The following is a 17,837-nucleotide window of genomic DNA, read 5'->3' as shown; positions in this document are numbered from 1 at the left end:
CCGCGCGGGGTGGCCGCTCCACAAGCCGCGCATGTCCGATACGGCCGATCCCATTGCCAACCTGTCCTTCGAGGATGCCCTGAAGCGCCTCGAGGCGATCGTTGCCCAGCTCGAAAGCGGCGACGTGCCGCTCGACCGGTCGATCGAGCTCTATGCCGAAGGCGATCGCCTGCGCGCGCGCTGCGAGGATCGGCTGAAGGCCGCGCAGGCGCGCATCGACCAGATCGTGCTCGGCGGCGAAGGCAAGCCGGCCGGCCTCAAGCCCTTCGATGCAGAGTGATCGCGTGACCACTGCCACCATCAGCCTCGCGCCGGCGCTGGAACGCATTGCCCGCGAGATCGACGACTCGTTCGATACGCTTTTCCCGGTGCCCGACGATCCCCGCGCGCGCCTGTTCGAGGCGATCCGCCACGGCGCGATCGGCGGCGGCAAGCGACTGCGTCCGCTGCTCGTCGTCGCGACTGCCGAGCTGTTCAATGTCGATCGCCGCGCCGCGCTTCGCGTCGCGACCGCGATCGAATGCATCCACGTCTATTCGCTGATCCACGACGATCTGCCGGCGATGGACAATGACGACATGCGCCGTGGCAAACCGACGGTGCATAAGGCCTTTGGCGAGGCCGAGGCGATCCTCGCCGGCGATTCGCTGCTGACCTTCGCGTTCGAGCTGCTGGCGTCGGAAGAGACTCATCCTGACCCCTTCGTCCGCACCGAACTCGTGCTTGAACTGGCGCGCGCATCGGGCATCAACGGCATGGTGGGCGGACAGATGATGGATATCGCGGCGGAAACCGCGCAATTCGATCTCGCGACCGTCACGCGCCTCCAGCAGCTCAAGACCGGCGCCCTGATCGGCTTCAGCCTCGAAGGTGGCGCCATTCTGGGTCGCGTGCCCCCCGAAGGGCGCACGGGGCTGCGTGGCTATGCACGCGATGTCGGGCTGGCCTTCCAGATCGCCGACGACCTGCTCGACGCCGAAGGCAATGAGGAGCTGGCCGGCAAGAAGCTGGGCAAGGACGAAGCCGCCGGCAAGGCGACTTTCCTCTCGCTGCTCGGCCGCGATCGCGCACGCGCGCAGGCCGAGGCGCTGGTCGGTCAGGCGATCGATCATCTCCGCGCCTATGGGCCGGAAGCCGATTTGCTGCGCGCCATCGCGCGCTTCACGCTTGATCGCGACAGATAAGGGAGAAGGGCGTTGATAAGGACAGGCGTCTATCCGGGCACCTTCGATCCGATCACGCTCGGCCATATGGATATTATCCGGCGCGGGGCTACGCTCGTTGACCGGCTGGTGATCGGCGTCACGACCAATCCGTCGAAGTCGCCGATGTTCTCGCTCGACGAGCGGATGGACATGGTTCGCCGCGAAGTGGCCGGGATCGACGGCGAAATCCATGTCGTTGCTTTCGATTCGCTGCTCATGACCTTCGCCGAACGCGAAGGGGCCGGCGTCATCATCCGCGGCCTGCGCGCCGTCGCCGATTTCGAATATGAATATCAGATGGCGGGGATGAACCAGCAGCTCAACAACCGCATAGAGACGGTGTTCCTGATGGCCGACGTCGCGCTTCAGCCCATCGCCTCGCGGCTGGTGAAGGAGATCGCGATTTTTGGCGGCGCGATCCACCGGTTCGTCTCCCCGGCTGTCGAGGCCGAGGTGACCGGGCGGATCGAAGCGGTCGGATTGCGTCGCGGCAGTTGAGCGCGCGTTCAGTCGCCGCTAAGCCGCCACATTCTAGCGCCAATGCCATTGGCCACGCGACCAAAGCCGGAGTGATGATTTCGATGCGTTTCCTGATCGGCGCCGTTGCCCTGATTGCCCTCGCCTCCGGCGCATCGGCACAGCAGAAGGACAAGCTGCCCCCCGAGCAGAAGCTCGTCGACAAGACGATCGCGCCCCCGCCCGTCGAGGCGCAGAACGTCTGGGACGTCGAGTTGTCGACTGGCGGCACCGTCCGCATCCAGCTACGCCCCGACAAGGCGCCGCTCACGGTCGAGCGGATCAAGACCTTGACGCGCCAGGGCTTCTACAACGGCCTGACCTTCCACCGCGTGATCGAAGGCTTCATGGCGCAGGGTGGGGACCCTGAGGGTACGGGGCAGGGCGGCTCCAAACTTCCCAACGTGAAGGCCGAGTTCAACGACTTGCCGCACGTGCGCGGTGCCGTCGCGATGGCGCGTGCGGAGGACAAGGATTCGGCGAACAGCCAATTCTACATCATGCTCATGCCGCGTCTTCAGCTCGACAATCGCTACACGGTCTTCGGCCGGGTGATTGGTGGCATGACGGCGGCGGACCAGATCGCGCGCGGCGAGCCCCCTCAAACGCCCACGCGCATTACCCGAGCGTGGATCGAGTCGGATGGCCCGCCGCCGCCCGTCGCGCTCGCCCCGGCGCCGACTCTCAAGACCGACCTTCCGGCTGCCCCGACCACGCTCGCCACCCCTAAGGCGAAGCCGGCTCCCAAGCCGAAGAAGTGATGCGGCCGCAAGGCTGACCGGCCATGCGCATCGATCTGTTCGACTTCGTCCTGCCGCCTGAATCGATCGCGCTGCGGCCCGCGTCGCCGCGTGATTCGGCGCGGCTGCTGCTGATCGACGGTGGGACGCGGGAAGACAGGATCGTCAGCGACCTGCCTTCGCTGCTCCGCCCTGGCGACTGCCTCGTCTTCAACGACACGCGCGTTATCCCCGCGCAGCTCGAGGGGCGGCGTGGCGATGCGCGGATCGGCGCGACGCTCCACAAGCGCGAGGGGCCGCGCGACTGGCGCGCCTTCGTCCGCAATGCCAAGCGCGTGCGCGACGGCGACAGGATCGATTTCGCGGCAGGCGTCAGCGCGATCGCCAGCGCGCGCGGCGACGATGGCAGCCTGCTGCTCAGCTTCGAGGGCGACGAGCCTGTCGAGTTGCTGCTCGAACGCGCCGGCACCATGCCATTGCCGCCCTATATTGCAGGCAAGCGCGCGACCGATGCGCGCGACGCCGAGGATTATCAGACGATGTTCGCGCGCGAGGCCGGTGCGGTCGCAGCCCCCACCGCGGCGCTGCACTTCACCCCCGCATTGGTCGAGGCGCTTGCCGGTGCGGGCGTCGGGCGTGAAACGCTCACTCTCCATGTCGGCGCCGGCACCTTCCTCCCGGTCAAGGCCGAGGATACCGACGATCATCGCATGCACAGCGAATGGGGACGGATCGACGCCGCCACTGCCGACCGGCTCAACGCAGTGCGCACAGCCGGCGGCAGGCTGATCGCGGTCGGCACCACCAGCCTGCGCCTGCTCGAGAGCGCAGCCGGAGAGAATGGCGTCATCCGCCCGTTCGAGGGCGACACCGACATCTTCATCACACCTCGCTATCGCTTCCGTGCGATCGACGGGCTGATGACCAATTTCCACTTGCCCAAATCGACGCTGTTCGTCCTCGTCTCCGCGCTGATGGGGCGCGAGAGGATGTTGGACGCCTACGCCCACGCCATTGCCACGGGCTATCGTTTCTACTCCTATGGCGATGCGAGCCTTTTGCTGCCCGCACCGGAGACGAGATGAAGACGACGCGCCCCGCTGCCGCGCTGGCCTGCCTTCTGCTGCTCGCCGCCGCGCGCCAGCCGGCGCAACCGGCCCAGCAACCCGCGCCGCCATCCATTCCCCCCGTCGATACCGGCATCACCGTCATGGCCGCGCCCGCGGCGATCCTCATCGCCAGTTTCGATGCCGATCATGACCGTGTCGTCACGCGCGCCGAATTCGACGCGGGCGTTAAGGCGAGCTTCGCGCTAGGCGACGAGAATAAGGATGGTTTCATCTCGCTGATCGAGCTCAGCCACTGGGCGGAAACCGAGCTGGGTGATCAGGGCGCGCTCCCCGGCCGCTTCGATTTCGATCGCAACGAGGACGACCGGATCAGCTGGGACGAGTTCAAGGCCGAGTTCGACCGCCGCTTCGCCGAATATGACAAGGACCATGACGGCCGCATCACGCGCGCCGAATTGCTGACCATGCGCTTCAAGCGGCCGGATATGGGCAAGCGGAAATAGTTGACTCTGGCAACTAATAATCCATGCTGCGCGGCATGGATGATGCCGTTGCTGCGCTGCGCGCCTTCAATCGCTTTTACACCCGCTTCGCCGGCGTGCTCGACACGCATTACATGGACAGCGACTTCTCGCTCGCGGAGGCGCGCATCCTCTATGAAATCGCGCGTGAAGGAAGGCAGATCGCATCGGAAATACAAGGCGAACTCGGGCTCGACGCGGGCTATGTCAGCCGCATCCTTCGCCGTTTCGAGAAGAACGGGCTGATCGTCCGCACGCGCGGCGAGGATGCGCGCAGTCGCCCGATCGTGCTCACCGATCATGGCCGCGCTCTGTTCGATGCGCTCGATGCGCGCACGCGCGATCATACGGCGGCGCGGCTGGAAGCGCTGCCCGACACCGATCAGCGCACTCTGGTCGCAGCGCTCGGATCGACGCGTGCGCTGCTGGGCGGCGAGGGCGGTGCGCCCTGGTCTCTGCGCACCTTCCGCCCGGGGGACATGGGCATGATCGCCGCGCGCCAGACGATCATTTACGCGCCCTATGGGTGGGGCCGCCCGATGGAAGCGCTGCAGGGTGAGATCACCTCGGCCTTCCTGCGCAATTTCCGCGAAGGGCGCGAGCAATGCTGGGTCGCCGAGCGCGCCGGCGTGATGGCCGGATCGGTCTTCATCGTCGAGGAAAGCGCGAAGGTCGCGCGCCTGCGGCTCCTTTATGTCGAGCCGTGGGCGCGTGGGCTGGGGATCGGCACCGCGCTGGTCGACCAATGCATCGTCTTTGCACGCGAGACCGGCTACCGGCGTATCGTGCTCTGGACGCACACCGTGCTTGAAAGCGCGCGCCGCATCTATGCCGCGCGCGGCTTCGTCATCACCGACGTTTCGGTCCATTATGATTTCGGCAAGCCCGAGCAGGGGGAGACCTGGGAACTTGGCCTCGCCTGATCGTGGTGAGCGGGCCAGTGCCGCTTCCACGTCGGGGGATCAGCCTCTATAGCCGCGCGCCATGACCGATCGTTTCACCTTTTCGATCGCCGCGACCGATGGCGCGGCGCGCACCGGCGTCATCCGCATGCGGCGGGGCGAAATCCGCACGCCGGCCTTCATGCCGGTTGGCACCGCAGGCACCGTCAAGGCGGTGAAGCCGGCCGACGTTCGCGCCGCCGGCGCGGACATCATCCTCGGCAACACCTATCATCTGATGCTTCGTCCGGGCGCCGAGCGTGTCGCGCGGCTTGGCGGGCTGCATGGCTTCATGGGCTGGGATCGACCGATCCTCACCGACAGCGGCGGCTATCAGGTGATGAGCCTGTCCGATTTGACCAAGGTCAGCGAGGAAGGCGTTTCCTTCAAGTCGCACCTCGACGGCACGCGCCATATGCTCAGCCCCGAACGCTCGATGGAAATCCAGCGGCTGATCGGCAGCGACATCGTCATGGCCTTCGACGAACTCGTCCCCACCACCTCGACGCGCGAGGTGCAGGCGGCGGCGATGGAACGCTCGATGCGCTGGGCGCGGCGCTCGCGCGAAGGCTTCGATGCGGGTGGCGCGCATGCGGAGGGTTCGGCGCTGTTCGGCATCCAGCAGGGCGCGCTCGACGAAGGGTTGCGCCGCGCTTCGGCCGATGCGCTGCGCGACATCGGGTTCGACGGTTATGCGATTGGTGGCCTCGCGGTGGGCGAGGGCCAGGAGGCGATGTTCGGCGTGCTCGATTATGCGCCAGCGATGCTTCCCACCGATCGGCCCCGCTACCTGATGGGTGTCGGCAAGCCCGACGATATCGTCGGCGCGGTCGAGCGCGGCGTCGACATGTTCGATTGCGTGATGCCGACGCGGAGCGGGCGGACCGGGCAGGCCTTCACCTGGGACGGACCGATCAACATCCGCAACGCCAGGTTCGCCGAAGATCAGTCGCCGCTCGATCCGGAGTCGCCGGTCGCCGGCTGGTCGAAAGCCTATATCCACCATCTCGTCCGCTCGAACGAGATATTGGGTGCGATGCTGATGACCGAGCATAATCTCTGGTACTACCAGCGACTTATGCAGCATCTGCGCGATGCGATCGCCGAAGGCAGGCTGAAGGAATTCGCCGACGGCTTTCGTGCGCGCTATCGTGGCGGGCAATGAGCCATGTGCTGATCTGGGAATTCATCGTCCCCGCCGATCGCGCGGCGGCTTTCGAGCGCGCTTACCGGGCGGATGGCGATTGGGCCCGGCTGTTTGCGCAGGGCGACGGATTTCTGGGCACCAGCCTGTTGCGCGATGCCGGGCAACCCGGCTGCTTCCTGACCGTCGATCGCTGGGAGACGGCCGCGCATTTCGCCGCCTTCAAGGCGAGCTTCGGCGTCGACTATGCAGCGCTCGACACACGGCTCGAAGGGCTGGCCGAGCGGGAAACCCCGCTCGGCGTCTTCAACGACTGATCGCCGTCACGCGGCCCATTGTGCCAGCCAGTCGGCCAGCGCCTGCGGGCTCATGCTCCGCGCATCGGCAAGCGCCGAGACACGGCCGGCATTGAGCAGCTTGTTGGTGCGCGGGTCGACCGCAAGGATCGCTGGCACGCCTTCGAGCCGCTTGGTGATGCCATAGCGCGCCGGGATCTGCAGATTCTTGTCGAAGCGGCCGACATCGACGGTCACCACGACAAAATGCTTGTCGATGAAGCTCTTTAGGGATGGTTCTTCCATCACGCCCGCAAGGATACGGCAATCCGCGCACCAATTGCCGCCAAGATCGATCAGCAGCCGTTTGCGCGTCGCCTTCGCCTTCTTGAGCGCGGTGGCAACCGCCGCATCGGCATTGGCGGTTTCGTCATAGGGTTTGGGCAGCGGCTGGCTCAGCTGGTTGATGCTGGTGATGCCGACGCGCGGCGCGGGCGCTGCGAAGGCCGGCTGCGCGGCCGAGGCGAGGAGGGCGATGCAGAGGAAAGCGGGCATTTTTTTCATTGGGTTGGCGACTCCTTTGCCGCTTTCCCTAAAAGGCGCCCCGCCGGTCAGCGACGCAGATTTGCTTGAGGCGCCAATAGCGCGCGTCGCCCGGCGACGGCATCGAGGATCGCGCGCCGCTCAGCATCGCTGGCCTCGCCCCACATGCCAATTTCGTCGATCGTCCGCAGGCACCCCACGCAAAGCCGGCCGGTCCTGTCGAGCCTGCAGATATTGATGCAGGGCGAGGCGACGCCGCCCGCGCTCAATCGCCGATCTTGAAGTCGAGGAAGCTCGGGATCGGGCCGTTCCAGCCGCCGGTATCGGGCGCGTCGTCGGCGCGTTCCTCGCGACGGCGCGGTGCAGGCCGGGGCTGCTCGGGGCGCGGCGTGCGCTCGGCGGCCTTCGGCTGTTCGGCCCTGGGCGTCTCTGCCTTGGGCGCTTCGGCCGGCCGGTCCTTGCCGCCGCGTCGCGAGCGCGACTTCCTTGCCGGCTTTTCGGGTGCCGCGTCGGCCGGGGCATCGTCGGCCTCGAGCGTATTGGCCTTGGCGAGGCGGGGAATCTTCTGCCCCGTCAGCTTCTCGATATTGGCGACGGCCTCCGCATCGTCGGTGGCGGCCAGCGTGAAGGCCTTTCCGCTCGCGCCCGCACGACCGGTGCGGCCGATGCGGTGGACATAGTCGTCGGGATGCCAGGGCACGTCATAGTTGAAGACGTGGCTGACACCCTTCACGTCGAGCCCGCGCGCCGCCACGTCGGAGGCGACGAGGATATTGATCTCGCCCGTCTTGAAGCGATCGAGCTCGCGCAGCCGCTCGGGCTGGTCCATGTCGCCGTGGATCTGGCCGACGGCGAAGCGCGCGCGCTTGAGCGCGGTCGCAAGGTCGCGGACCGTCGTCTTGCGGTTGGCGAAGATGATCGCGGTGCGCAGGTCCTCGGCCGACAGCAGGTCGATCAGCGTATCGCGCTTGTTGCGCGACGTGACGGGCACCAGCGCCTGTTCGATCAGCGCATTGGCGGTCGCGGGGCGCGCAACCTCGACTGACTTGGGTTCGTTGAGGAACTTGTCCGCCAGCTTCTTGATCGGCGGCGGCATGGTCGCGGAGAACAGCAGCGTCTGCCGGTTCTTGGGAAGCTTCGAGCAGATGTCCTCGATGTCGGGGATGAACCCCATGTCGAGCATCCGGTCGGCCTCGTCGATCACCAGCAGGTTGCAGCCGGTGAGCAGGATGTTGCCGCGCTGGAACAGGTCCATCAGACGGCCCGGCGTCGCGATCAGCACGTCGACGCCCTTTTCCAGCGCCTTCTGCTGGTCGCCCATCGAAACACCGCCGATCAGCAGCGCCATCGAGAGCTTGTGATATTTGCCGTATTTCTCGAAATTCTCGGCAACCTGCGCGGCCAGCTCGCGCGTCGGCTCTAGGATCAGCGAGCGCGGCATGCGCGCGCGGCTGCGGCCATGGCCGAGAATGTCGATCATCGGCAGCACGAAGGCAGCTGTCTTGCCCGTGCCCGTCTGCGCGATGCCGATCAGGTCGCGGCCCATGAGGACGCTGGGGATGGACTGGCGCTGGATCGGCGTCGGCTCGTTATAGCCGGCCTCTCCAACCGCGCGCATCAATTCGTCAGACAGGCCGAGATCGGCAAAGCTCATCGCGTTTCCGGAAATATGGATGGCGCCGGCCCCTGTGCCGGACGGTCAGCGCTTGGTGAAAGGGCGCGCGCTTGTCAAGTTTTCAGCGCTTTTTGCCTTTTTTGGGTGTCAGCAGGTGGAAGGCGTCGATCTCGCACTCGCCGCCCGATCGGGTGTGGAGCGTGTCGCGATCGGCGCAGATCATCCCGTCGTCGCCCGGCCGCAGATAGAAACCCGAATAATAGCGCAGCGCCGGGCAGTTGTCGTGCAACGTCGCGCGCAGCCGCGCGCCGCCGCGCAGGATCAGGTCGACATGATCGCTGGAATTGATCTGCGCGCCAGCCAGATCGGCGGCTGCGATGCACGACGGCCCCCTGCGCTCTTTCCATTCCACGGGCGCTTCCGGGCGCTGCTTCGCCATAGGCACGCGGATGATCACGCTCTGGCGGATGGTGAGCTGGGCATAGGAAAGCGGCGCCTGTTGCGCGGGCGCAGCCGCGCCGACCAGCGTGGCTGCCGCCGCCGCGATCCGGATTCCGATGGATGCCATCGACCCGGCGATGCGTCAGCGCGGTTGAACATGGGATTAATTGTCCGGTTGGGCTAAGGCGTCGGCATGATCGATTCCGCCCTGCTCGACCGTCTCGCCGCGCGGCTTGGCCCCAAGGGGCTGATCACCGATGTGCAGGATATTGCGCCCTGGCTCAGCGACTGGCGTGGGCGCTATCATGGCTCAAGCCCGGCGATCGTCGCACCGGCATCGACCGAAGAGGCGGCGGACGCGATCCGCATTGCGGATGATGCAGGTGTTCCGCTCGTCCCCCAGGGCGGCAACACATCGATGGTCGGCGGGGCGACCCCGCCCGCGGACGGCAGCGCACTGATCCTCTCGACGCGGCGGATGAACCGGATCCGCCTTATTTCGCCGGAAGATAATCTCGCCATTGCCGAGGCTGGCGTCATCCTCTCCGACCTCCATGACGCGGTCGAAGCGCAGGGGCGTCGCTTTCCGCTTTCGCTCAGCGCCAAGGGATCGGCGACGATCGGCGGGCTGACGTCGACCAATGCCGGCGGCACGCAGGTGCTGCGTTTCGGAACCATGCGGGCGCTGGTCGTGGGGGTCGAGGCGGTACTGCCCGATGGCTCGATCTTCGACGGTCTGTCGCCGCTCAGGAAGGACAATCGCGGCTATGATCTGAAGCAGCTGCTGATCGGCGCGGAAGGGACGCTGGGCCTGATCACCGCCGTCGCTTTGCGTCTCGTGCCCGCAATCCCCGATCGCGCGGTCGCCTGGGTGGGAATGCAGAGCCCCCAGGTCGCGCTTGCGCTGCTCCGCAGGCTCGAAAAAGCGCTTCCCGAATCGATCGAGAGCTTCGAGCTCGTGCCCGCCGATTCGCTCGCCCTGGTCCTGAAGCATATTCCCGGCACGCGCGCGCCGCTGGACGGTGCATGGCCATGGAATGCGCTGATCGAGCATGTCGGCGCCGCCGGCATGGCGCGCCTCGCGCTTGAGGAAGCATTGGCAGAGGCGCTGAGCGAGGGATTGGGCGACGATGCAGTGGTGGCTTCAAGCCATGCACAGGAAGAAGCGCTCTGGCATCTGCGGCACAGCATTTCGGAAGCGGAGCGCGCCGCAGGCCCGGCCAATCAGCATGATATCTCGGTTCCCGTCGCCGCGATGCCCGATTTCATGATTTCCGCCGCCGCCGCGATCGAAGCCGAGTTTCCCGGCGCGCATGCTACGGCTTTCGGCCATCTGGGTGACGGCAACGTCCATTTCCACGTTCGGGCGCCCGCAGGCGCGCCGCGCGATTGGGTCGAGGGCGAAGGAAAGGTGGCCAGCCACCGCGTCTACGACATGGTGGTCGCCGCGGGCGGATCGATTTCGGCCGAGCATGGTATCGGCCAGATGAAGCTCGACGAGCTTGAAAGGCTGAGCGATCCGGCGCGTCTCGCTGCGCTCAGGGCGATCAAGCACGCGCTCGATCCCGCCGGGATCATGAACCCCGGAAAGCTGGTGCGCCTTGCGCCCGGCACGCCGACGCCATAGACGGCAACCCCAGCCGGCGCATGCCGGGAAGCACAACGATAATGTTCGGAGATTTCCACATGGCCAGCTTGCCGCCGGTCGGCCTTCCGCTGCTCTATAAAGACCTTGTTCCGCTCTCGAGCGACGATCATCGCGACTGGAAGGTACGCCGTAACGACACGGCGCCCTATGCGTCGACCGAACACGCCGTGCCGGTAACCACGGATGAATTCTTCCAAATCCAGCGCCACTATCCGATCGTCTTCACGCTCGGCGAAAATCCGGTGCCGATCGCCCTCATGGCGCTCAATGCCGGCATGAACACCGTGATCGCGGAAGACGGCACGATGCGCCGCGAGGCCTATGTGCCTGCCTATATTCGCCGCTATCCCTTCATTCTCGCCCGCCTTCAGCCGCAGGCCGAGGAACTGTCGCTTTGCTTCGATCCCACGGCCGACGCGATCGCGCCCGACGGTGACGGCGATGCGCTGTTCACCGAGGACGGCCAGCCGGCTGAAGTCACGCAGTTCATCCTGAAGTTCTGCGAGGATTTCGAGACGCGCGCCGCGCACACCGCCTTCTTCATGAACGAGCTGAAGCAGGCCGACCTGCTGATGGATGGAGAGATCAAGATCGAGCAGACGGGGAACGACAAGCCCTTCCTCTATCGCGGCTTCCAGATGATCAATCAGGACAAGTTCCAGAATGCGCGCGGCGACCAGCTTCGCAAGTGGCAGCAAAATGGGGCACTGTCGCTCATCCACGCGCATTTCTTCTCGCTCAGCCTGCTCAGCGAGATGTTCGATCGCCAGGTCCAGATGGGCAAGCTGCCCGAAATGATGATCGGCGCGGACCAGTAAGAAACGGGCCGGTTCTTTCGGGGACCGGCCCTTCGCGTCTGCCGAGACGCGCCCGCACAAAAAAATTGCGGGCGTGTCTTGAAAGTCACAGACCTCCGATCCATATATCGGATGACCCGCCGGGGTGTTCCCCCCCTTTCACCCCCGCCGGTCGGTACGTCCTTCGGGATGTACCTCCTCCCTGAACCTAGGCCACTCCGTGCATCGCACGGGGTGGCTTTTTTCTTGGTGAGTTATTCGGCGGCGACAGGCAGGCCGCCGTCCAGCGCTTCCTCGGCAAGCGCGCTGGCCAGCGTGGCGACGAGCCGCGTCATGCGCGCGATGCCTGTCGGGTCGGGCTCGACGAGCGCGGGATCGAGGTAAAGCCGGCGGTCGACCTCGACTTGCACGGCATGGATGCCGCGTCCCGGCGCGCCGTGGCGTTCGATCACGTGCCCCCCGGCATAGGGGCTGTTTTCGGCGACGCTCAGCCCCGCGGCTTCACATTCGACGCGCAGCCGGGCGGTGAAGCGATCGCCCGCACTGTTGCCGAAGCGGTCGCCGATCACGATGTCCGGCACGTCCGATCCTTCCTGTGTGACGATCGGTGGCATCGAATGCAGGTCGATCAGCACAGCCACGCCAAAGCGCGTCTGGCGCTCGGCCAGCAGCTTCGCAAGCGCGGTATGATAGGGGCGGTGGACTGTCGCAATCCGCTCGTCGAGCGCGGCGCGCGGCAAGGGCGCCTGCCACAGGTCGCCGATACCGGCCAGCCGGCGCGGCACCAGCCCCAATCCGCCTCGCACCTTGGCGGATGCGCTTGCGCCAAGCCCGATCGGAGGATCGATCATCGCAGGGTCGACGTCGCGCTCGGCGCGATTGAGATCGATCATGGCGCGCGGCGTACGCGCGACGAGCAGCGCGGCACCGGTCCCGGACACCCGCGCCGCGATCAGGTCGACATGGCGATCCTCGAGCGCGCGCAACTTGACCGGGGGCACGCGCAGCAGCGCGGCGATGTCGTCGGGATAGGTGCGGCCGGCATGCGGTACGGAGACGATGACCGGCGTCGGTGCGCCTTCCGGGGCGATGAAATCGAACATTAAGGTTGATCTTGGGGATTGGAGCCGTGGCGTCAACCATCTCTCCGGCTGGAAAAAATTAAATGCTTGCATCATAGAGGGGCAGGGTGCGCCGCATGGGCTGGCGCTGACGCGAGGGGGCGATGATCCGCATATTGCTGGCCGAAGACGATGACATCATGCGTGAGTATCTCGCTCGCGCATTGGAGAAGGCTGGCTATTTGGTCGTCGCGGTCGATCGCGGTACTGCCGCCATGCCGCTGATTGGGCCGGGCAAATTCGATCTGCTCCTCACTGATATCGTCATGCCCGAGATGGACGGGATCGAGCTTGCGCAGCGCGCGAGCGAAATCGCGCCGGACATGCGCGTCATGTTCATCACGGGGTTCGCAGCCGTCACGCTCAAGGCAGGCTCGGCGATGCCGCAGGCAAAGGTGCTATCGAAGCCCTTCCACCTGCGCGATCTGGTCAACGAGATCGATCGCATGTTCGAAATGGGCACTGCGCTCGGCTGAGCCGGACACTTCTCCAATTCTCAGATTGGCATATAATAAAACCCGCCATTCCATTGGAATGGCGGGTTTTATGGTGGGCGTGGCAAGGATTGAACTTGCGACCCCTGCGATGTCAACACAGTGCTCTACCACTGAGCTACACGCCCGTGAGGCGGGCGCTTTAGCGGGGCTCGCGCGGCGGCGCAAGCACCATCATCGCCTTGTGCTTTTCTTGATGCGCCATAGTGTCGCGCCGCAGCCTTTCCGGGAGAGCCTGATGCGTCACCTTTTCGCCCTTTTCCTTGCTTTTCTCGCGGTTCCGGCTGCGGCGCAGGTCGATTACGCCGCGCAACTGAAGGACGGCGATTTCGTGATTCGCGATTTCGCGTTCGAATCGGGCGAACGGATTCCGGCGCTTAATATCCATTATGCGACGCTTGGCACGCCGCGCCGCGACGCGAGCGGTGCGATCGTCAACGCGGTGATGATTCTCCACGGCACCGGCGGCACCGGCCGGCAATTCCTCGCGCCGCAATTCGCGCAGGAGCTTTACGGCCCCGGCCAGCCGCTCGACATCAGTCGCTATTACATCATCCTTCCCGACGGCATCGGCCACGGCAAATCGTCCAAGCCCAGCGACGGGCTGCGGATGAAATTCCCCAAATATGATTATGCCGACATGGTCGAGGCGCAGCGCCGCCTGCTGGTCGATGGGCTGAAGGTGAAGAGGCTTCGCCTGCTGATGGGCACGTCGATGGGGTGTATGCACGGCTTCGTCTGGGGTGAGGCGCATCCCGAGATGATCCAGGCGATGATGCCGCTCGCCTGCCTGCCCGTGGAGATTGCCGGGCTCAACCGCATGTGGCGGCAAGGCGCGATCAACGGCATCAAGGCCGATCCGGCCTGGGCCAATGGCGATTATCAGGCTCAGCCTGCGCAGGGGCTGCGCACGGCGGCCAGCCTGCTGACCGTGGCGGGCGCCGCGCCGCTTTATCTGCAGAAGGCCTATCCCACGCGCGATGCCGCAGGCACCTATATGGAAGAGCGCGTGACGAGCTACATGAAGAGCACCGACGCCAACGATCTGATCTACCAGATCGACGCCTCGCGTACCTATAACCCGATCGCGGGGCTGGAGCGCGCCGCCATGCCCGTCACCTGGGTCAATTCGGCCGACGACTTCATCAACCCCTATGATCTGGGCATCGCCGAGCCCGCGGCCAAGCGCCTGCCCAAGGGCCGCTTCGTCCTCATCCCCGCCAGCGTCGACACGCGGGGGCATGGCACGCACACTTGGGCGAAATTCTGGAAGCAGGAACTGATCGACCTGCTCGCCCGCTCGGAATAGCGCGCGGGGGTCAGGATGTCGGCGGGGCTGCGGACTTCGCGGGCTTCGCCTTTTCCGTCGCGATGAACAGCGTGATCTGCTCCTCCAGCACCGGCAGTGGCACCGCGCCGGTCGAGAGGATGGCATTGTGGAAGGTCCGCTTGTCGAACTTCGCGCCCAGTTCCTCCTCGGCCTTCGCGCGCAGCCGGCGGATCGTCATTTCGCCCAGCTTGTAGGCCAGCGCCTGTCCCGGCCAGCTGATGTAGCGATCGACCTCGGTTTCAACTTCATGCTGCGACAGCGCGGTATGGCTGGCGAGATAGTCGATCGCCTGCTGGCGGCTCCAGCCATAATGATGCACGCCCGTGTCGATCACCAGCCGCACCGCGCGCCACATCGCATAGGATAGCTGGCCGAACTCCTCATAGGGGTTGCGATAGATGCCCATTTCGCGGCCCAGCCACTCGCAATAAAGCCCCCAGCCTTCGCCATAGCCCGAGAAATAGGTCGCACGGCGGAACTCGGGCTTGCTCGGCTGCTCAAGCGCGAGCGCAGCCTGGAAACTGTGTCCGGGCGCGCATTCGTGCAGGGTAAGGGCAGGGATATTGTAGAGCGGGCGCGAGGGCAGGTCGTAGGTGTTCATCATGCAGGCCTGCAGCCCGCCGCGCCCCGAGGTGTAGAAAGGCGCGATCGCGTCGGGCACCGGTATGATGGTGAACCGATAACGTGGCAGGATCAGGAACTCCTCGGCCAGCTTCCCGTCGACGCGCTTGGCGACGTAGGAACTGACGCCCATTAGCTCGTCGGGCGTCTTGGCGACGAACTGCGGATCGGTCTTCAGGAATGTGAGATAGTCGGCAAAGCTGCCCTTGAAGCCGCTCCGGACCATCGTGTCCTTCATCTCGGCCTCGATCCGCGCCACTTCCTGCAGGCCGATCGCGTGGATCTGCTCTGCCGTCAGGTCGAGCGTCGTATATTCCTTGATCTGCGTCGCGTAGAAGGCCTTGCCGTCAGGCATCGCCTCGGCCGCGACGGTCTTGCGCGCCTGCGGCACATATTGGTCGCGTATGAAGGCAAGCAGCTTCGTATAGGCCGGAATGACTGACGTCGTGATCGCGGCCTTCGCATCGGCGCGCAGCTTGTCCTGTTCGGCGGCCGGGACCGATTTGGGCAGGTCCTTGAACGCGGCGTAGAAGGGATTCTTGTCGAGGTTCGGGTCGGCATAGGGCGCGATCGAATCGGCGCGGCCCGCCAGCGTCGCCTGCGGCACGCTGAAGCCCCGCTTCAGCCCGGCCTGCATATTGGCGATCTGCTGGTCGAAATAGCGGGGGATCTCGCGCATCCGGTCGATCGCGCGCTGATAATCATCGGCCTTGCCGTCGGTGCCGCGCTCGCGCGCCAGGTCCGACCAGAAATTGCTGTCGCTGTTGAATGGCATCTCCCAGTCGCGGAAAGCTGATCGCGCGATATTGGCGCGCAGGATTTCGCGGAACACCGCGGCGTTGATCTTCTCTTCGGGCGAAAGCTGGTCGACCGGGATCGTGTCGAGTGTCGCCATCGCCTGCCGCCAATTGGCGATTCGCTTCTCCTGCGCGGGAACCGAAACGTCGGGAAGGTGCATGCCGACCCAGCGGTCGCCCTGTTTCACGCGACCGTCGTCGGCCTGTGCCCAGGCCCAATAGCCGTCGTATAGCGCCTTCAGCCGCGCGTCCGCGCTTTGCGGAGCGCTCGCCGCCTGCTGAGCCAGCACCGGTGCCGAGCTTCCAACCGTCACCAGCAACAGGCTCATCGTCGCCAAAGCGCGCATACTCGTCCCCTTTAACCCAGCGTCCCTTGTGCGACAGCTAGGCGATCCTGTAGCCCGACTGCAAACGCGTTGAGGAAGGAAGCTGATGGCCGGGCGCTGGTTCGACGAATGGCAGGTGGGCGACAGGATCGTCCACGAAATCCGCCGCACCGTGACCGAGACCGACAATCTGCTGATCTCGACGCTCACGCATAATCCGCAACCGCTCCATCTCGATGCCGAGGCGGCGCGCGACAGCGAGTTCGGCCGCATCCTCGTCAACGGCACCTTCACCTTCGCGCTGATGGTCGGCGTGTCGGTCGGCGATACGACGCTCGGCACGCTCGTCGCCAATCTCGGCTACGACAAGGTCGTGATGCCCAAGCCGGTGTTCATCGGCGATACGCTGCGCGGCGAGACCGAGGTGGTCGAGTTGAAGGACAGCAAGTCGCGACCCGAGGCGGGCATCGTCACCTTCGAACACCGCATGCTCAACCAGCGCGACGAGACGGTCTGCCGCTGCCTGCGCATGGCGCTGGTCCGGCGGAAGCCGGCGTAAAAGAGACGAGAACAAATGGGGAGAGAGACGGCATGGCAGGTGCGCTTGCGGGGGTAAGGATCATCGAGATTGCCGGCATCGGCCCCGGTCCGTTCGCGGGCATGATGCTTGCCGATCACGGCGCAGAGGTGATCCGCGTCGAGCGCTCCACCGGCGGCGGCGAGATTACCGGCGGGCTCGAGAAGGATATTCTCGCGCGCAATCGCCGCTTCGTCGGTCTCGATCTGAAGTCACCCGAAGGCATTGCCGAGTTGCGCGCGCTGGCGAAGGACGCGGACGGCCTGATCGAGGGCTTCCGCCCCGGCGTGATGGAGCGGCTGGGGCTGGGGCCGGACGTCCTGTTCGCCGACAATCCCCGGCTCGTTTATGGCCGCATGACCGGCTGGGGGCAGGAGGGGCCATATGCGCCGCTCGCCGGGCACGACATCAATTATATCGCGCTTGCCGGCAATCTTCACGGCTATGGCCGGGCAGGGGAGAAGCCCACGCCGCCGATCAACGCGGTCGGCGATTTCGGTGGTGGCGGCATGATGATGGCCTTCGGGATGCTGGCAGGGATCATTTCCGCGCGGACGACGGGCAAGGGGCAGGTCGTCGATTGCGCGATGATCGACGGCGCTGCGCTGATCCACGCGATGCCGTGGAGCTTCATGGCGCAAGGCCGTTGGGCCGACCGGCGCGGGGTCAACCTGCTCGATACCGGTGCGCCCTGCTATGATGTCTATGAAACGGCCGACGGTCGATATGTCTCGATCGGTTCGCTCGAACCCCAGTTCTTCGCGCTGCTGAAGGAGAAGGCCGGGATCGGCGACGATCCGGACTTTGCCGCCAATTTCGATCCGCGCGGCTGGGCCACCCAGCGGCCGAAGCTCGAAGCGCTGTTCCGTTCGAAGACGCGCGACGAATGGTGTGCGATCATGGAAGGCACCGACATCTGCTTCGCGCCTGTGCTGTCCATGGCCGAGGCGCCCGCGCATCCGCATCATGCGGCGCGCGCGACCTTTGTCGAGGCAGGCGGGGTGACGCAGCCCGCGCCTGCGCCTCGCTTTTCCGCCACACCCGCTCCCCTGCCACGCATGGCCGGCGCATGAGGAGGCACAAGGCACCTTGCCGGTCTGCATCGAAGCTGCCAC

Annotated in this window: 21 protein-coding genes and 1 tRNA gene; 15 read left to right on the top strand and 7 right to left on the bottom strand. The window is 65.5% G+C overall.

What is annotated here, in order from left to right:
- Positions 1–31: 31 nt before the first annotated feature.
- The 9 genes from AC3WT0_RS03030 to AC3WT0_RS02990 all read left to right on the top strand — a co-directional run bounded on the left by AC3WT0_RS03030 (position 32) and on the right by AC3WT0_RS02990 (position 6,454).
- A complete protein-coding gene (locus AC3WT0_RS03030) occupies positions 32–280 on the top strand; it encodes an exodeoxyribonuclease VII small subunit (RefSeq protein ID WP_492751369.1) in 249 nt (82 codons plus the stop codon).
- Entirely contained in the window at positions 270–1,184 is a 915-nt protein-coding gene (locus tag AC3WT0_RS03025) for a polyprenyl synthetase family protein (protein WP_492751368.1), read from the top strand. The genes AC3WT0_RS03030 and AC3WT0_RS03025 overlap by 11 nt, the downstream gene beginning before the upstream one ends.
- A gap of 15 nt (positions 1,185–1,199) precedes the next feature.
- Positions 1,200–1,703 (top strand): pantetheine-phosphate adenylyltransferase, encoded by a 504-nt coding sequence (gene coaD / locus AC3WT0_RS03020; protein WP_492751851.1) that lies wholly within the window; start codon positions 1,200–1,202, stop codon positions 1,701–1,703.
- Positions 1,704–1,786: 83 nt separating this feature from the next.
- A complete protein-coding gene (locus AC3WT0_RS03015; protein ID WP_492751367.1) occupies positions 1,787–2,482 on the top strand; it encodes a peptidylprolyl isomerase in 696 nt (231 codons plus the stop codon).
- Positions 2,483–2,505: 23 nt separating this feature from the next.
- The gene (gene queA / locus AC3WT0_RS03010) at positions 2,506–3,546 is read left to right on the top strand and encodes a tRNA preQ1(34) S-adenosylmethionine ribosyltransferase-isomerase QueA (protein ID WP_492751365.1); all 1,041 of its coding nucleotides are present in this window, start codon (positions 2,506–2,508) and stop codon (positions 3,544–3,546) included.
- Positions 3,543–4,034 carry an EF-hand domain-containing protein gene (locus AC3WT0_RS03005; RefSeq protein WP_492751363.1) on the top strand — a complete coding sequence of 164 codons (492 nt, stop codon included), beginning with the start codon at positions 3,543–3,545 and terminating at the stop codon, positions 4,032–4,034. Before queA ends, AC3WT0_RS03005 begins: the two co-directional genes overlap by 4 nt.
- Before the next feature lie 35 nt (positions 4,035–4,069).
- On the top strand, positions 4,070–4,975 hold the full coding sequence (locus tag AC3WT0_RS03000) for a bifunctional helix-turn-helix transcriptional regulator/GNAT family N-acetyltransferase (RefSeq protein ID WP_492751360.1): 906 nt from the start codon (positions 4,070–4,072) through the stop codon (positions 4,973–4,975).
- Between the two features lie 61 nt (positions 4,976–5,036).
- Positions 5,037–6,158: a tRNA guanosine(34) transglycosylase Tgt gene (gene tgt / locus AC3WT0_RS02995; RefSeq protein ID WP_492751358.1), complete on the top strand. Its 1,122-nt coding sequence runs from the start codon at positions 5,037–5,039 to the stop codon at positions 6,156–6,158.
- A complete protein-coding gene (locus AC3WT0_RS02990; protein ID WP_492751356.1) occupies positions 6,155–6,454 on the top strand; it encodes an antibiotic biosynthesis monooxygenase family protein in 300 nt (99 codons plus the stop codon). Before tgt ends, AC3WT0_RS02990 begins: the two co-directional genes overlap by 4 nt.
- 6 nt (positions 6,455–6,460) lie before the next feature.
- On the opposite strand, the gene AC3WT0_RS02985 is transcribed toward AC3WT0_RS02990, so the two are convergent.
- From AC3WT0_RS02985 to AC3WT0_RS02970, 4 genes are all read right to left on the bottom strand, one after another.
- Complete coding sequence (locus AC3WT0_RS02985; protein ID WP_492751850.1) at positions 6,461–6,967, bottom strand: thioredoxin family protein; 507 nt, start codon at positions 6,965–6,967, stop codon at positions 6,461–6,463.
- A gap of 56 nt (positions 6,968–7,023) precedes the next feature.
- Positions 7,024–7,224: a DUF1289 domain-containing protein gene (locus tag AC3WT0_RS02980; protein ID WP_492751354.1), complete on the bottom strand. Its 201-nt coding sequence runs from the start codon at positions 7,222–7,224 to the stop codon at positions 7,024–7,026.
- The gene (locus AC3WT0_RS02975) at positions 7,221–8,609 is read right to left on the bottom strand and encodes a DEAD/DEAH box helicase (RefSeq protein ID WP_492751352.1); all 1,389 of its coding nucleotides are present in this window, start codon (positions 8,607–8,609) and stop codon (positions 7,221–7,223) included. The genes AC3WT0_RS02980 and AC3WT0_RS02975 overlap by 4 nt, the downstream gene beginning before the upstream one ends.
- Positions 8,610–8,691: 82 nt before the next feature.
- Positions 8,692–9,138, bottom strand: coding sequence for a hypothetical protein (locus AC3WT0_RS02970; protein WP_492751350.1), 447 nt, complete (start codon positions 9,136–9,138; stop codon positions 8,692–8,694).
- A 66-nt stretch (positions 9,139–9,204) separates the two neighbouring features.
- Here AC3WT0_RS02970 and AC3WT0_RS02965 point away from each other — a divergent pair, with 66 nt between their 5' ends.
- Positions 9,205–10,638, top strand: coding sequence for an FAD-binding oxidoreductase (locus AC3WT0_RS02965; protein ID WP_492751348.1), 1,434 nt, complete (start codon positions 9,205–9,207; stop codon positions 10,636–10,638).
- Positions 10,639–10,697: 59 nt separating this feature from the next.
- Positions 10,698–11,477 carry a SapC family protein gene (locus AC3WT0_RS02960; protein ID WP_492751346.1) on the top strand — a complete coding sequence of 260 codons (780 nt, stop codon included), beginning with the start codon at positions 10,698–10,700 and terminating at the stop codon, positions 11,475–11,477.
- A 233-nt stretch (positions 11,478–11,710) separates the two neighbouring features.
- Here the strand turns inward: AC3WT0_RS02960 and AC3WT0_RS02955 are convergent, their stop codons facing one another.
- A complete protein-coding gene (locus AC3WT0_RS02955; protein WP_492751344.1) occupies positions 11,711–12,559 on the bottom strand; it encodes an N-formylglutamate amidohydrolase in 849 nt (282 codons plus the stop codon).
- A gap of 122 nt (positions 12,560–12,681) precedes the next feature.
- Between AC3WT0_RS02955 and cpdR the strand changes: the two genes are divergently transcribed.
- Positions 12,682–13,053, top strand: a complete 372-nt coding sequence (gene cpdR, locus AC3WT0_RS02950) for a cell cycle two-component system response regulator CpdR (RefSeq protein ID WP_492751342.1) — start codon at positions 12,682–12,684, stop codon at positions 13,051–13,053.
- Between the two features lie 71 nt (positions 13,054–13,124).
- Here the strand turns inward: cpdR and AC3WT0_RS02945 are convergent.
- Positions 13,125–13,199: transfer RNA gene (locus AC3WT0_RS02945), tRNA-Val, on the bottom strand.
- A 110-nt stretch (positions 13,200–13,309) separates the two neighbouring features.
- Between AC3WT0_RS02945 and AC3WT0_RS02940 the strand changes: the two genes are divergently transcribed.
- Positions 13,310–14,380, top strand: coding sequence for an alpha/beta fold hydrolase (locus AC3WT0_RS02940; protein WP_492751340.1), 1,071 nt, complete (start codon positions 13,310–13,312; stop codon positions 14,378–14,380).
- A 10-nt stretch (positions 14,381–14,390) separates the two neighbouring features.
- Here the strand turns inward: AC3WT0_RS02940 and AC3WT0_RS02935 are convergent, their stop codons facing one another.
- Positions 14,391–16,166 carry a DUF885 domain-containing protein gene (locus AC3WT0_RS02935; protein WP_492751338.1) on the bottom strand — a complete coding sequence of 592 codons (1,776 nt, stop codon included), beginning with the start codon at positions 16,164–16,166 and terminating at the stop codon, positions 14,391–14,393.
- Positions 16,167–16,251: 85 nt separating this feature from the next.
- Here AC3WT0_RS02935 and AC3WT0_RS02930 point away from each other — a divergent pair, with 85 nt between their 5' ends.
- Together AC3WT0_RS02930 and AC3WT0_RS02925 are read left to right on the top strand one after the other, a co-directional pair.
- On the top strand, positions 16,252–16,704 hold the full coding sequence (locus AC3WT0_RS02930) for a MaoC family dehydratase (RefSeq protein WP_492751336.1): 453 nt from the start codon (positions 16,252–16,254) through the stop codon (positions 16,702–16,704).
- Positions 16,705–16,736: 32 nt separating this feature from the next.
- Positions 16,737–17,795 (top strand): CaiB/BaiF CoA transferase family protein, encoded by a 1,059-nt coding sequence (locus AC3WT0_RS02925; protein ID WP_492751334.1) that lies wholly within the window; start codon positions 16,737–16,739, stop codon positions 17,793–17,795.
- Positions 17,796–17,837: the final 42 nt, after the last annotated feature.

The sequence above is a fragment of the Sphingomonas sp. EU05-FHT14C10 genome, from assembly GCF_058790595.1.
This window is presented reverse-complemented; position numbering and strand designations above follow the sequence as displayed.